Origin of the sequence: Nocardioides secundeburneus, assembly GCF_039939255.1 — a bacterium.
Taxonomy (GTDB): domain Bacteria; phylum Actinomycetota; class Actinomycetes; order Propionibacteriales; family Nocardioidaceae; genus Nocardioides.
The window spans coordinates 257,793-272,674 of record NZ_JBDUUE010000005.1; the positions used below are offsets into that span (position 1 = coordinate 257,793).

Annotated in this window: 11 protein-coding genes; 1 reads left to right on the plus strand and 10 read right to left on the minus strand. The window is 73.3% G+C overall.

Annotation, left to right across the window (positions count from 1 at the left end; translation table 11 throughout):
• Position 1 precedes the first annotated feature (1 nt).
• The 10 genes from ABFT23_RS14990 to ABFT23_RS15035 form a co-directional block, all read right to left on the minus strand.
• Positions 2-2,629 (minus strand): hypothetical protein, encoded by a 2,628-nt coding sequence (locus tag ABFT23_RS14990; protein ID WP_347896535.1) that lies wholly within the window; start codon positions 2,627-2,629, stop codon positions 2-4.
• Positions 2,626-4,311 carry a phosphate ABC transporter substrate-binding protein PstS gene (locus ABFT23_RS14995; RefSeq protein WP_347896537.1) on the minus strand — a complete coding sequence of 562 codons (1,686 nt, stop codon included), beginning with the start codon at positions 4,309-4,311 and terminating at the stop codon, positions 2,626-2,628. Before ABFT23_RS14995 ends, ABFT23_RS14990 begins: the two co-directional genes overlap by 4 nt.
• Entirely contained in the window at positions 4,311-5,471 is a 1,161-nt protein-coding gene (gene pstA, locus ABFT23_RS15000) for a phosphate ABC transporter permease PstA (protein ID WP_347896539.1), read from the minus strand. Before pstA ends, ABFT23_RS14995 begins: the two co-directional genes overlap by 1 nt.
• The gene (gene pstC / locus ABFT23_RS15005; RefSeq protein WP_347896541.1) at positions 5,471-6,487 is read right to left on the minus strand and encodes a phosphate ABC transporter permease subunit PstC; all 1,017 of its coding nucleotides are present in this window, start codon (positions 6,485-6,487) and stop codon (positions 5,471-5,473) included. The genes pstA and pstC overlap by 1 nt, the downstream gene beginning before the upstream one ends.
• Positions 6,488-6,715: 228 nt before the next feature.
• Positions 6,716-7,516, minus strand: coding sequence for an ECF transporter S component (locus ABFT23_RS15010; RefSeq protein ID WP_457623520.1), 801 nt, complete (start codon positions 7,514-7,516; stop codon positions 6,716-6,718).
• Positions 7,513-9,093 (minus strand): ABC transporter ATP-binding protein, encoded by a 1,581-nt coding sequence (locus tag ABFT23_RS15015; protein WP_347896542.1) that lies wholly within the window; start codon positions 9,091-9,093, stop codon positions 7,513-7,515. Before ABFT23_RS15015 ends, ABFT23_RS15010 begins: the two co-directional genes overlap by 4 nt.
• Complete coding sequence (locus ABFT23_RS15020) at positions 9,090-10,169, minus strand: energy-coupling factor transporter transmembrane component T (RefSeq protein ID WP_347896544.1); 1,080 nt, start codon at positions 10,167-10,169, stop codon at positions 9,090-9,092. Before ABFT23_RS15020 ends, ABFT23_RS15015 begins: the two co-directional genes overlap by 4 nt.
• Positions 10,170-10,176: 7 nt before the next feature.
• Positions 10,177-11,040, minus strand: coding sequence for a hypothetical protein (locus ABFT23_RS15025; RefSeq protein WP_347896546.1), 864 nt, complete (start codon positions 11,038-11,040; stop codon positions 10,177-10,179).
• 2 nt (positions 11,041-11,042) lie between these two features.
• Positions 11,043-12,110, minus strand: a complete 1,068-nt coding sequence (locus tag ABFT23_RS15030) for a prenyltransferase/squalene oxidase repeat-containing protein (RefSeq protein WP_347896548.1) — start codon at positions 12,108-12,110, stop codon at positions 11,043-11,045.
• Between the two features lie 257 nt (positions 12,111-12,367).
• Complete coding sequence (locus tag ABFT23_RS15035) at positions 12,368-13,294, minus strand: hypothetical protein (RefSeq protein ID WP_347896549.1); 927 nt, start codon at positions 13,292-13,294, stop codon at positions 12,368-12,370.
• A gap of 213 nt (positions 13,295-13,507) precedes the next feature.
• On the opposite strand from ABFT23_RS15035, the gene ABFT23_RS15040 reads away from it, so the two are divergent.
• The gene (locus ABFT23_RS15040; protein WP_347896551.1) at positions 13,508-14,875 is read left to right on the plus strand and encodes an AMP-binding protein; all 1,368 of its coding nucleotides are present in this window, start codon (positions 13,508-13,510) and stop codon (positions 14,873-14,875) included.
• Positions 14,876-14,882 lie beyond the last annotated feature (7 nt).

Sequence of the window (14,882 nt, forward strand, 5' to 3'; positions counted from 1 at the left end):
GTCACGACAGGCTCCGGGGCGGTCGCACGAAGAAGCGCGAGCCGAGCCGCACCAGACCGCCGACGATCGCGGCCAGGAGCAGCAGCGGCAGCAGGCGACCGGCGGTGCCGGACTTCTCCGAGGCCGTCGCCGCGACCGGCGCCGCCTCGACGTCGAGCACCGGCGCGACCGTGGCGGGCGCCGCTGTCGGTGCCGCCGCGGGCGGAGCGTCGGCCACCGGGGCGTCGACCACGGGGTCCGACGTCGGCAGGTCGGACGACGGCGCCGCGGGCGGCGGCGGGGCGGGGTCCTCGCCCTTCGGCCCCGGTGCCGGCGTCTGCGCCTCGATCGCGTCGGCGACGACCTGGGCCGAGCGGAACAGCTTGCCCGTCGGCCCCTGCTTCTTGATCGGCAGGTAGCCGGCGGGCAGCTGGCCGTTGCCGCTGCCGCGACGCTGGCCCTCGGTCGTCGACACCCGGACGAACTGGGCGACCTTGGCGGCGGTCTCGGCGTCGAGGCCACGCAGGAGGGCCGCGGTGTAGACGACCATGGTGCCGGGGTAGGCGTTGCCGTCGCGGACGACGTCGGCCTGGTCGAGCACGAACGGCAGCCGCGGCTTCTTCTGCGCCGACAGGACGACGGCGCGCGTGAGTGCGGCGTCGGTCGGACCGACGTACTTGTTCTTCCTGGTCTGCAGGGACGCGGTCTTGATGCCGTAGCGGGCCGCGTCGCCGAGGCTGACGACGCCGAGCATGAACCGGGAGCCGTAGGACTGGCGGTCGACCCGGCCCACCTTGTACTTGAGGGTCGCGGCGTCCAGGTCGCACTTGGTCTGCACGTTCGGCCAGGCGTCGAGCAGCGCGTCGGAGATCTTGCGCAGGGTCGTCACGGGAGCGGCGACCTGGCTGAAGTAGACCGACGGGTTCTCCTTGCGACAGGTGTTCTGCGTCTCCGGGATGTAGGTGTCGAGCAGCGGCCACTCGGACCTCGGGACGTCGATCCCCTTGTACGACGGGTTGACCCTCATCCCCCAGGGGTCGGCCGTGCCCTTCAGGAAGGCCGTGGCGTCCTTGTCCTGCGCGATGTACTCGGTCAGCTGGTGGATGACGTCGGAGTCGTTGGACAGCGACAGGACGGTGGCACCCGCCTCCTGCGTGATGTCGCTGAGTCCGGGGTTCAGCTTGATGAACTCGGGGTCGTTCATGATCGCGAGCGGGTTGTCGCCGATGCCAGGGTGCCCGCGTCCGAGGTCGGAGGCCAGGTAGCTCTGGCTGAGCAGCTTGGCCAGCAGGCGTGCGTTCAGCCGCAGGTTCTGGAGCTCGCCCGCGTTCTTCGGCCGGTCGACCTCGTAGCCGATCGCGAAACCGGTGACCGCGGTCGGTGCGTACCCGACTGGCGTGTCGCCACCGTCCTGCTGCGACGAGACCACCGCGGCCGGGCCGGCGCCACTCTCCATGAGCCGGAAGCCGGCGACGTCGGACATCTGGTTGAGCTGGAACTTGAACCGCGACGTGTTCAGGCAGTACGCCGGCGACCACTGCAGCCCGGCCTGTGCCAGCAGCTCGGTGCCGTAGAACCCGGTCGGCGCCCGCGGGTCGAGGACGTCGCAGGTGTCGGGCGGCAGGCCGAACGTGACCGGGATGGTGAACCGGTTGCGCCAGTTCGACTCCGACCACCACAGCCCCGGACCGACGGCCAGGTCGATGCCCGCACCGATCGCGTTGCTGGAGCCCTGGGGGAACTGGCCGAGCCTGCGGCACGCGAGGTCGTCGATCGTCGGCGGCGTGGCCTGCTGCTGGCAGCTCAACCCGACGATCGGGATGACGACGATCGAGCAGGCGACCTTGTCGTTGCAGCCGAGCGACTCGTTCTCCACGTCGCTCCGCACCTCGAAGCTGACGGAGCCGTTCCCGTCCTCGTCGGTGTACGCCGCCGTCTCGGCGGGCGGGAAGGCCGCATCGACGGCCGCCTCGGGCGGCATGGAGTCGATGTCGCACGCGGGGTAGCTCGTGCCGTCGCGGGTGACGAAGGGGGTCAGCACCGTGTTGTAGGAGGTCACGTCGAGCGGCGGGCACTCGTCGGCCTCCAGCCCTGCCGTGCCGACCAGGGCCTGCTTGTCGGCCTCGCTCGCGTAGAGGTCACGACGCCAGGTGGACTCACCCTCGGAACGGAGCAGCTGCGAACGTTGGGCGACCGAGGCCGTCCAGCAGGTCTCCGGGCGCAGCTGGCGGGCGAGCGGGAGGGACGCGTCGTCGACGCCGCGGCACTGCATGATGACGACCGGGTACTCCTGCGCCAGGCCCTTCTCGCCGTACGGCGTCGCGGCCCGCCCACCGCTGGGCTGGGCGCCGCTCCAGGAGATCCGGATGCGCTGGCGCCCCCGGAGGTTCCTGGTCTGGTCGGCCTCGACGGTGACGTCGTAGCTGGCCTGCGGGACCGGGACGCCCTGGTCGTCGACGAAGACGCGGGACAGGGTCTTGGTGGCGCTGTAGGCGCTCGAGGCGGCCCGTTGCGCGGTACCGGCCTCCGTGCGGGCGTCCGGGACGGCGGCGGCCGGGCCGGACGCCGGCACGACGAGGCCGATGCCGACGACGGCGATCGCGGCAGCGAGGCCGAGCGCGGTGCGCACGCGGGAGAGGTGGTCGCTCATGCGGAGCCCCCGCGGCGACGGACGCGGGCGGTGACGAGGCCGGGCAGCAGGATCAGGGCGGCGAGAAGGGCGAGCGCGACGATGCCGAAGGTCTTCGAGTCGAGGGGCCGGTCGTCGATGGTGGTCGAGCTGGCGTAGACCGCGTCGTCACCCGACGACGTCGCCGCCGCCGCGTCCTCCGCTCCGGTGGCGGCTCCCGGGGGGCCCGCCGCCGGCGCCGCGCCGCCGCCGGGTGGAACGGCCGCGGGCGCGGACTCCTGTGGCGTCGTCGGCGCTGCGGCACCGGCGGAGGGGGGGCCGGCATCCGGCGTGGCGGCCGGGTCGGCGTCGGGCGTGTCGCCACCGGCGTTGTTGCTGTTGTTGCCGGTGTCGGTGCCACACGGGCCGGCACCCTGCTTGTCGCACGCCGCCGGCATCTCGGCCTTCTCGGCGAGCGCGTTCCTGCCCGGGTTCTTCGGGTCGAACGTCGGGTTGTTGCAGCTCGTGACGTCGCGGTCGGTCAGGTTGACCGCAGGATCGGCCTTCTTGAGGGTGGCGACCTGCTCGAAGCCGGCCTTGACCAGGTTGATCGGCAGCGGGGAGTAGCCGAAGGGACCGGCCTTGGTCTGGCCGCTGCACAGTGAGTAGAACAGGAAGTCCGCGAGCGACTGACGCTTCGCCGTCGTCATGCGCGGGTCCTGGGCGCCGGTCGGGATCAGCATGTAGGAGTAGGACGACACGGGGTACGCACGCGGGTCGGGATTGGTGTAGACGTCGTCCAGGATCTGCGTGAGGTACGTGGTCGGGTCGGCCTTGTTCATGTTGATCCTGGCCTTGGTGAGGGCGATCGCGGTGTTGTACTGCGTCGGCTCGACGTAGTAGCCGCCCTGGTTGAGCACCTTGACGACCGGGTAGTCCTTGTCGAGCGGGTAGGAGTACTCGACGTAGCCGATGGTGCCGTCGCCGGCGAAGCCCGAGACCGTGTTCATCACCTGGTCGGAGCCGGACTGGGCGATCATCACGTCGCCCTTCTTCGGGTAGTACGACGTGAGGCCCGACCGGCCGAAGTACGGCCGCCAGATCGAGGGGTAGGCCTTGTCGAGCCAGGTCGTGAACTGGGCCGTCGTGCCGGAGCCGTCGGAACGGACGACGGGCACGATCTGCTTGTCGGGGAACGATCGGCCGTTGTTGTCCTTCGCGATGGCCGCGTCGTTCCAGTTGGTGATCTGGCCGGTGAAGATCTTGGCGATGGTCTCGCCCGACAGCCGCAGGTTCTTGACCATCTGGCCCCCGACCTTGAGCTGGTAGGTGAAGGCGGTGCCGCCGGCGACCAGCGGCAGGTAGGCGTACCCGCGGCCGTTGCTGGTGTCGGCCTGGCCGGTCTCGTCGGTGCCCTGGTAGGGGATCTCGGAGATGGCGAAGTCGGTGGTGCCCTGCGCGAAGTCCTTGCGGCCCTTGGACGATCCACCGCCGGTGTAGACGACCTTGATGCCGTTGGCGTCGACGTCGGAGATCCACTGCTTGACGATGAGCTCGGACCACGTCGAACCGGTGCCCTCGATCGTCGCGTAGGCGGCACGCGCCGGCGTCCTGTTTTCATCGGACGCCTTGTCGTCGGCGGTGGCCGGCGACCCCGCGGTCGCGGCGATCGCGGCGATCGTGATCGCGACGAGCGCGGCGGCGAGACGGGAACGGCGGGTCATCAGGAGCGGGCCTTCCGGGATGGGCGCGTGGTGGTGCGCCGGGGGCGAGCGAGGAGTCGGGCGATGACGAACAGGACGAGCACGAGGATGAGGAGCACGAGGGCCGCGCCGTAGGCGCGCTGGATGGCGACGTCGTTGCCGGAGCGGACGCCGCCGAAGATGAACAGCGGCAGGGAGTTCATGGCGCCCTCGAACGGGTTGGCCTTGGTGAACTCCGCAGCACCGCTGGTGAGCAGCACCGGGCTCGTCTCACCGACGCCGCGGGCGATGCCGAGGATGAGTGCGGTGGCGAGACCGGGCCGCGCGGTCGGGAGGACGACGTGCCACACGGTGCGCCACCGGCTCGCCCCGAGCGCCAGGCTCGCCTCGCGGAGACCGCCCGGGACGACGCGCAGCACGACGTCCGAGGCGCGGGCGATGATCGGCAGCATCATCACCGACAACGCCAGTGACGCGGCGAAGCCCGATCGGTCGTTGCCGAGCGCGAGGATCCAGACGGTGTAGATGAACAGACCGGCCACGATCGAGGGCAGAGCGGTCATCGCCTCGACGATCGTGCGCACGATGCGGGCGAACCTGCCCCCGACCTCGGTCATGAAGACGGCCGTTCCGACGCCGAGCGGCAGCGTGATCGCGACGGCGATGCCGATCTCGATCAGCGAGCCGAGGATCGCGTGCCGGATACCGCCCTCGTCGAACGGGTCCTTCGGGCCGACGCCGGACATGTCGTCGAGGAAGAAGTTGAGGTTGAGCAGCGGGCGGAAGCCCTTGACCGCCACGTAGGTCACGACGGCGACCAGGGCGATGCCGACGACCAGCGCCAGCCCGGTGATGACGGCGCCGGCCACCCGGTCCTTGACGTCGATCCAGGTGCCGGTCGCCGCGGTGGTGACCGCGGTGGCCAGGATGCCGAAGACGAAGAAGGCGATGAGGAACCAGGGGACGCCGGGCAGTGGCAGCAGGCGCTGGGTGGTGATCCACGCCAGACCGAGGGCCGCCAGCCACGACCCAGCCCGGACGAAGAGCTCGTCGGGCGTCATCCGGCCGAGGGAGGACCTCGGTGCGATCGGGGGCGCGTCGTCGTCGTAGGACGGCAGGAACGTCCGGCCGGACGCCGCCGCGACCTGCGTGTCGGGCGCCTGGGAGAAGTCGATGGTCATCAGTCGGTCTCCGCCCCGGAACGGCTGCGGTTGACCACGATCGCGGCCAGCGTGTTGATCAGCAGCGTGATGAGGAAGAGCACGAATCCGGCGGCGAGCAGGGCCGAGAGCTGCGAGTCGGAAGCCTCACCGAAGCGATTGGCGATCAGCGAGCTGATCGTGTTGCCGCCCTTCTCGGTGACGCTCCACTTGATCTCGAAGGCGGGCGAGAGGATGAGGGCGACCGCGATCGTCTCGCCGAGGGCGCGACCGAGCGCGAGCATCGTGCCGCCGATGATGCCGCCGCGGCCGAAGGGCAGCACGACGGTGCGGATCATGCCCCAGGTGGAGGCGCCGAGTGCGAGCGCGGCCTCCTTCTCCCCGGGCGGCGTCTGCGAGAAGACCTGTCGCATGACCGCGCACGCCATCGGCATCACCATCATCGACACGGCGATGCCGGCGACGAACGAGCTGAAGCCGTACTGGCTCAGCGCGGGCAGCGGGGCGTCGGCGTTGCCGCCGGGCACGGCGAACAGCGGGATCCAACCGACGGTGCGGTCGAACCAGATCGACAGGTCGGCGGCGTACGGCATCAGCAGCAGCGCCACGAACAGTCCGTAGATCACCGACGGCACGGCTGCCATCAGGTCGACCAGCGAGACGAGGGTCGCCCTGATGCGGGCCGGGGCGTACTCGCTGATGAACAGCGCCGTGGCGAGGGCGAGCGGGAAGGCGATCACCATCGCGACGAACGCGACCTGGAGCGTGCCCACCAGCACCGCGGCGATCCCGATGACGTCGGTGTCGGGCGACCACTGCTGCTCGGTGAGGAACGCCAGGCCGTAGCGCTGGAACGTCGGCACCGCCTGGAGGCCCAGGAACAGGCCGACACCGCCGGTGATCACCAGCACCGAGGCACCGACGGCGCGGGCGCCGTGGGCGAAGACGGCGTCGGCGCCGGTGCTGCGCCGCGAGATCGGGCGCGCCGTGACATCGACCTCGCCGGCGCGGTCGAGGTCGGGAAGAATGGTGCTCACCTGTGTTGTGCGTCCCTTGGTGATCGAGTGCCTGTCCCTGGCTGGTTCCGATGCATCGGAACCGAGAAAGAGTGTCAACAGAGGGGCGGAACGGTCAGGGCGTCGAACGTGAACGAGGCGCGAACACGTCGGCGGCCTTCGACCAACTCGCTCGACCTCTGTGGACGAGGCTGGCCCGGAGTGACTACGTGGGTGACCAGTTCGGACTACTCGCCGCCCATGGACGGGCTACGGAGTGGTCTGGACCGGCGTGACGATCGTGCGCCGCGAGGCACGCCGCAGCGTCGTCAGCACGGCCGGTCCGAGCACGCAGATCGCGACGGCGGTCGTGATCGCCCGGCCGGTGTCGAAGCTGCCGGTCGAGGTGATGAGCGTGTAGGCGGCGAAGGTCCGCAGGTTGGCCAGCGGCCCGGCGGTCGGGTCGAAGCTCAGGTCGCCGTCGGCACCGGGCACCGAGACCCCGAGCAGGAACGGCCAGCCCGACAGGTTCATCAGCGCGCCGTACAGGTAGGCCGCGACGACGCCGTACGCCGCCAGCATCGCGACCTCCCACCGTCCGGTCACGCGTCGTGGCAGCAGACCGGCGCCGAGCCCGACCCAGGCGGCGATGAGCATCTGGAACGGCAACCACGGGCCGACCCCGGCGGTCATGAGCGCGGAGGCGAACAACGACGTCACGCCGAGCACGAAGCCGAAGCCGGCGCCGAACACGCGGCCGGCGAGGATCAGGAGGAAGAAGACCAGCTCGACACCCGCGGTGCCGGCCGAGAGCACGCGCATCAGCGCGTTGACCGCCGACAGCACACCGAGGATCGCCAGCACCCGGGCGTCCATGCCGCCCTCGCTCAGCTCGGCGACCACGACGGCGATGACGACCGGCACCAGCAGCAGGAACAGGAACGGCGGGTCGACGCGGCTGACGTCGTCGCCGACGCGCACCAGCAGCGGCCAGCAGAGCACCATGAGGCCGAGCACCGAGGCGACCGCCAACGTCACCCGGCTGCGCGCCGACAACGGGATGGCGGTCACCGGACGACTCCCCCGACGACCTCGTCGACGCGCAGCCACGGCACCCCGAGCACCTTCATCACCTGCGGCGCGAAGGCGGGCGACTCGGCGACCACACGTCGGGTCGGGCCGGTGGAGACGACCTCGCCCTCGGCGAGCACGACGACGTCGTCGGCGACTTGGGCCACGAACTCGACGTCGTGCGTGGCGACGAGCACGGCGTGACCGTCGTCCACCAGCCCCCGCAGGATCGCCGCGAGCCCCGCCTTGGCGGCGTAGTCGAGACCGCGCGTGGGCTCGTCGAGCAGCACGACGCGGGGCGCGGGCGCGAGCACGATCGCCAGGGCCAGGGCGAGCCGCTGGCCCTCGGACAGGTCGCGCGGGTGGGTGGTGCCGTCGATGCCGGGCACGAGGCGGTCGAGCAGCTCGCGTGTGCCCGGGCCGGCCGCGAGGCACTCCTCGGCCACGGTCTCGAGGTAGAGCAGGTCGGACGCCGTCTGCGGCAGCAGCGCGACGCGGCCGCGACGTCCGGCGGCGTCGAGCGTGGCCGGGTCGGCGCCGTCGAGCACCACCTGGCCGGAGCGGCGCTTGCGGGTGCCCTGGAGGGTCCAGAGCAACGTCGACTTGCCGGCGCCGTTGCGGCCCATGAGGGCGGTGACCCGGCCGGCGTGGAGGGTGAGGCCGACCTCGCGCAGCGCGACGGTGCCGCCCTGCACCACCCCGATCCCGGACGCCGTCAGCACCGGCTCGTCGCGCAGGGCCGCGTCGGCCGGCGGGTCGGGCAGGGTCAGCGACCGGGCCGACCGGCGGGCCTCGCGCACGCTCAGCGGCAGCGGCGTCCAGCCCGCGGCGCGGCCGAGCTCGACGATCGGCGGGACGACGGGCGAGACGGCCAGCAGCTCGGCGGGGGCGCCGACGTCGACCCGCCCCTCCCCCGTCATCAGCACCATGCGGTCGGCGAACGGGACGACGCGCTCGAGGCGGTGCTCGGCCAGCAGCACCGAGACGCCAAGGTCGTGCACGAGCCGGGTCAGGGTGGCCAGGACGTCCTCGGCGGCGGTGGGGTCGAGGGCCGAGGTCGGCTCGTCGAGCACGAGCAGCCGCGGGTGCATGGTGAGCACCGATCCGATCGCGACGCGCTGCTGCTCGCCGCCCGAGAGCGTGTGGAGGTCGCGGTCGCGCAGGTGGGCGATGCCGAGCAGGTCGAGGGTCTCCTCGACGCGGCGCCGCATCGTGCCGGGCGGCAGGCCGAGCTGCTCCATGCCGTAGGCGAGCTCCTCCTCCGCGGTGTCGGTGACGAACGCGGCGGCGGGGTCCTGGCCGACGTAGCCGATCGCGTGGGCGCGCTCGCGGGGTGGGAGGTGCACGATGCTGTCGCCGTCGAGGCGCACGTCGCCGCTGAGCACGCCGCCGCTGAAGCGCGGCACCAGCCCGGTGACGACGCCGAGCAGCGTCGACTTGCCGACGCCGGTCGGGCCGGAGACCAGCACCAGCTCGCCCTCGTCGACGTCGAGGTCGACGGCGTCGAGCACGCGGGGGCGGTCAGGGGTGTCGTCGTAGGCGAGGGTGACCCCGACCAGCTCGAGCAGCGGCGTCATCGCGGCACCCCCGGCGCGCGCGGCGGCGGCGTGACGGCGATCGCCAGCAGGCCGGCGACCGCGGCGAGCAGTGCGCCGAGGCTGACGGCGGGGGCGGCCGTGAGCGCCGGGTAGGCGATGGCCGGTTGGTAGCGGTTGACCCACCAGCCCAGCACACCGACGACGACCCCGACCGCGACGACGCCCACCTCGGCCGCGCGCCACCGGTCGGGCCGGTAGACGGTGCGCTGCACCCGGCGTCCGGCGTTGACCAGGCCGAGGACGGCGACGACCACGCCGACCCCGAGCATCGGCAGCGCCAGCACCCGCGGCGCCGTCTGGTCGAGCAGCGCGTAGACGCCGACGACGGTGCCGAACAGGCCGGCGAGCACGAGCGCCCCGGTCACGCGGCGCTGCGCGGGGGTGGCCGAGCCGGCCCGCCCGTAGCCGCGGGTGTCCATGCCCGCGGCCAGCGCCAGCGAGCGGTCGAAGGTGTCCTCGAGCACCGGGACCAGGAGTCGGCGCAGCCGTCGGACCCGCCCGGTGTCGCCCGCGCGCAGCGCCTGGGCCGCGCGCACGCGCTGGATGCTCTGGGTCAGCTGCGGCAGCACGGTGACGGCGACGACGAGCGCCGTCCCGATCTCGTAGAGCGCCGGCGGGAGGCTGCGCAGCAGGCGCTTGGGGTTGGCGAGCGAGTTGGCGGCGCCGACGCAGATGACGATCGCGGCGAGCCGCAGGCCGTCGTAGAGACCGGCGAGCAGCGTCTCGCGGGTGACCGGGCCGAGCAGGGTGACGCCGCGCACGACGTCGGGCAGCGGCACCTCGGGCAGCTCGAGGACGACGTCGCCCGGGTAGCCGCCGCCGAGCACCACGCGCCACAGCACGCGGAGCACGACCGCCGCCACCCCGAGCCACACGTAGAACCGGAACGAGCGCGCCCACGGGTGGTCGGTGCGCCGCAGCGTGACCACCACCGCGACGACGCCGACGATCATCAGCAGCACGAACGGGTTCGTGGTCATCGACGCCGCCGCGGCGAGCCCGATCGCCCACAGCCACCAGGCCACGGGGTGCAGGTCGCGCGGCAGGCCGAGCACGGCCGGCTCAGCCCTGGGGCCGGCGACGCCGCGCCAGGACGGCGCCGACGCCGGCCACGAGCAGCAGCGCGATCACCAGCACCGGCACCCACCACGGCAGGCTGCCGCCGGCGCTGTCGCCGGACGTCGCGCTCGTGGGGTCGCTCGGCGCCGACGGCTCCGCGAGCGTCGGTGGCGCCTCGGGCGTGGCCGACGTCGTGGGGGTCGGGGACGTCGGCGTGGCTGTCGGCGGCGTGGGCGTCGACGTCGGCGTGGGCCTCGACGGCGTCGGCGACGGCGTGGGGGCGGCGGTCGGGGTGGTCGCCGGCGGCTCGCTCGGCGGCTCGCTCGTCTCCGTCTCCGTCTCCGGCTCGGGCTCGGGGTCCCGCGTGGGGGCCGGGCTGGTCGTGGGTGCGGACGCCCGGGCGACGGGGTCGTAGGAGGGACGCGCCTGGCCCGGGACGTCGTCCCAGGCCAGGGCGACGTAACCGCCGTCGGGCACGTCGAGGGACCCGACGCCGAGGCTCGAGTAGGTCCACCGGCCGGTGCGCCCGTTCGACCACCACAGCCCCCAGTAGGCGTCGGCGGGCGAGGTGGTGACGCACGGGTCCGCGGCAGGCTTGCCGGCGACCCGGCACACGAAGCCGGGCTGTCGCTGCGCGTAGGTCAGCGGGAAGCGGGCCTTCGGGAACAGATCCGACGCCAGTCCGGCCGACTTCACGCACGTGCCCTGCACGCCGCCGCCGAGGCTCTGGTAGTCGACGACGACCGTCACCCCGGTGGAGCCTCCGCACGCGGCCGCGGCGGCCGGCGGGCTCGGCGCGACCACGACCGTCCAGGCCGCGACCGTCAGGACGACGGCCGCGGCCAGGGCGAGGGCGCGACGAGCCACGGTCAGGCGCGGCAGGAGGAGCGGAAGGCCAGGCCGGGCGCGGCCTGCGCCGTGGCGCGGCGGAACTGGTCGCGCTCGGTGCGGCCGATGCCGTCGCGACCGGCGGCGAAGCCGGCCTTGTCGTAGGCGATCGCGCCGTTCTTCTTCTGCAGCTTCGCCACCCAGCCGGCCGCCCGCGCGGCAGGCTTGCAGGCGCCGGCCTCTCCGAGGACCCACGCGGCGAGGCCGGTGCTGTTGGCGTTGCTGGCCGCGGTCGAGGGACCGCCGCCGAAGCTGCCGTTGGGCTTCTGCTGCCGGCGCAGCCACCGGACGCCGTCGGCGATGGCCGCCTTCACCTTCGGAGGCTTGACCCGCAGCGACTGCAGGCTCAGGAGCGACAGCGCGGTGGCGTCGGTGTCGGCGACGCGCTGGGCCTTCGGCGCGTTCGTGCACGCCTGGTTCGACTGCTCGACCGGGGCGAAGCTCAGGCGGAAGTAGCCGGCGCCGCACTGCTGCTGGAGCAGGAAGCGCAGGGCCTTGGCGGCCTGCGAGGAGCGGGCCTTGGCCAGGCCCTGCACGGCGAACGCCTGGCCGATCGTGTTGGCGTAGTCGGTGCCCGTGGTCTTGTCGGCGATCCGGCCCCGGGCGGGACCGGTCTTGACGACCAGGCGGTTGAGCCGGGCCACGACGTCGACGCCGCCGAACGCGCGCGGCTTGCCGCCGGTCGCCTGCGCGACGACGACGGCCTTGGCCACCGAGCCGGCGTAGACGTCGGAGCTGCCGAAGTCGGCGCCCGTCGTCCAGCTGTCGACGTTGCGGGCGAGGGCCTTGCGGATGCGTCGCTCGGCCTTGCGGTGACCACCGACGGCGTCGAGCGCGAGCGCGACGTCGGCGGTGAGCCCGTAGTCGTCGAAGTCGAACTGGTCGTTGTGCACGAGGCCACCGTCGAGCTGGGTGACCAACCAGTCGGCGGCACCGTCGTCGCCCCGGGCGGCGTCGGCCGGCGCCGCGGTGAGCCCGGCGGTGAGCCCGGTGGTGAGCAGCGTCGCGGCGAACGCCGCGATGCCGGCGCGGACCTTGAGGTGTGACATGAGGTTCCTTCCCGCAGCACGCTGCGGGATCACCGGCTGGGGGCTGGGTCACCCGCTGCTTCCACGACAGCGATCTGGTGAGGACGCCGCGGGGCAGGTGCTCCGGCTCGCGAGCCCTCGTCGCAGCGAGGGACCGCCTACGGTTGCGGGTCAGCGCCGGACTTCGACCGGCTTCCCCCGCCACGGGCGTGGTGGTTGTCCCGCCGGACGATACCCGCGCTCCGGCGTCCGGCGACCATCGACGACGGTGACGGACCTCACTGGTCGGAGGTGAAGCTCAGCGCGTCGGCCCCGGCGACCGAGATCGAGCGGGCGGTCGAGGTCGCCCGCTCGCAGACCCCGGCGACGGTGCACCGGACGACGGCGTAGCGCGGCTGGGTGGTCGCCGTCCCCGGCCGGACGACGCCGAGCACGAGGAACGACCGCCTGTTCTCGAACACCGCCTGCGAGGCGACGACGCGCACGGCGTCGCCGGTGACCTGCAGGCCGGTGAACCAGGGGAAGCGGAAGCGGGTCAGGGCGTGGTGGTCGCTCGTGCGCCGGATGATCAACCGGGTCGGCGAGGAGTAGTAGGCGTTGCGGACGGCGAGCTCGACCCGGCCGTCGCGCGAGCGGGCCGAGACGTTCTTAGACGGGTTCGCCGTCCAGCGCAGCACGACCCGGCGGTCGGCCGGGGCGAGCTCGTCGACGTCGGTGGTGCGCAGCAGCTCGGCGCCGCTCGCGGCGTCGACCACGGTGTAGACGGGGTCGGCGCCGCCCCGGTCGAAGAGCCCCAGCACGAGGTGCCCTGTCGCGCGGACCAGCTGCGGGAGCTGGTTGTAGAAGTCGAAGGCCCGCGTGCCGAGCGGGGTGGCCCGGCCGTTGCCGGCCACGGTGAAGAACCGCACGCCGCCGGCGGCGAAGTGGCCGACGATCGGCTTGCCGGCCCAGGTGCCGAGCGCCAGCTCTGGCCGCCCCCCGCCCGGCAGCCGCACCGTGACGGCGCGGCCCCGGTGGATCAGCGTGCGCCCGACGAGCACGTCGACGCGCGGGGCGGCTCCGCGCGGCAGGTCCTCGACGACGACCCGGGTGCTCGGCGCGGCCCGCTCCGAGGAGGCGGGCGGGGGCGCGGCCGTGGCCGTGGCCGGGGCGACGAGGGTCGAGACCGTGACCGCGAGAGCGGCGAGAGCGGAGGGACGACGCATGAGGGCTCCTGGGACGAGACGGGTCGGTGGTCGTTGGGACGCAGCGTCGCACGCATCGGTTGTCGAGCCGTCTTGTTGCAACAGGGTTGCAACAACCGTCGACGTGGCCCAGGATGGACACCGTCTTTCCCAAGGAGACCCCGCCCGCCGACCGCCTCGCGGTCGGCGGGCCTTCTCGTCGGCGCTCGCGGAGCACCTGCCCGAGTGCTCGTCGTGCTCGACGCGCTCCTCGACCCGACTTCGACCGACCGTGACGTCGTCGCCGTCAGCGACCGCTCCCTCACCCGCGACGGCCTGCTCGACGCCGCCGGCGCCTTCGCTGCCGGGCTCGCCGACCTCGCTCCGGGCTCGCCCGTCGCCGTCCACGCCACCGCCGGCCTCGACACCGTGGTCGCGGTCGTCGGCGGGCTGCTGGCCGGGGTGCCCGTCGTCCCGGTGCCGCCCGACAGCGGCCCGGTCGAGCGCGAGCACGTGCTGCGCGACTCGGGCGCGGTCGCCTGGGCGGGCCCGGCCGAGCTGGCGCCGGGGCTGCCCGTCGTCCGTGCGGGCGCCCCCGTGGCCCCGGTCGCCCCCGACCTCGACGCGACCGCCCTGGTGCTCTACACCTCCGGCACGACCGGGCTGCCGAAGGGCGTGCCGCACACCGGCCGGGCGTTGGCGGCCTGTCTCGACGGGCTCGCCGACGCGTGGGCCTGGACGCCGGACGACGTGCTCGTGCACGGCCTGCCGCTGTTCCACCTCCACGGCCTCGTGCTCGGGCTGCTCGGGCCGCTGCGGTTCGGCTCACCGCTGGTGCACACCGTGCGACCCGAGCCCGGCGCCTACGCCGCCGCCGACGGCTCGCTCTACTTCGGCGTCCCGACGGTGTGGCACCGCGTGGCCGGCTCGCCGTCCGACGCCGCCGCGCTGCGTCGCGCCCGGCTGCTCGTCTCGGGCAGCGCGCCCCTGCCGGTCACGACGTTCGACGCCGTCCGTGAGCTCACCGGGCACGCGCCGATCGAGCGCTACGGGATGACCGAGACCGGCATCACCCTCAGCGCCCGCCATGACCTACCGGCGCGCGCCGGCTGGGTCGGGCTGCCGGTCGGCGACACCCGGACCCGGCTGGCGGACGCCGACGAGAACGGCCTCGGCCGGCTCGAGGTGCGCGGCCCGTCGGTGATGACCGGCTACCTCGGCCGCGAGACCCCCGAGCTCGACGCCGACGGCTGGTTCGCCACCGGCGACCTCGCCGTCGTCGAGGACGGCGACGGCGGGCCGTGGCACCGCATCGTCGGGCGCGAGTCGACCGACCTCATCAAGTCGGGTGGCTACCGGGTCGGCGCCGGCGAGGTCGAGGGCGTGCTCCTCGAGCACCCCGCCGTCGACGAGTGCGCCGTCGTCGGCCTGCCCGACCCCGATCTCGGCCAGCGCATCGTCGCCTTCGTCGTCGGCGACGCCGTCGGCCGGGAGGAGGAGCTCGTCACCCTCGTCGCCGAGCGGCTGTCGTGGCACAAGCGGCCGCGCCGGGTCGTCGTCGTCGACGAGCTGCCGCGCAACGCCATGGGCAAGGTGCAGAAGACCGCGCTCGCCGAGCGCTGACGGGGCG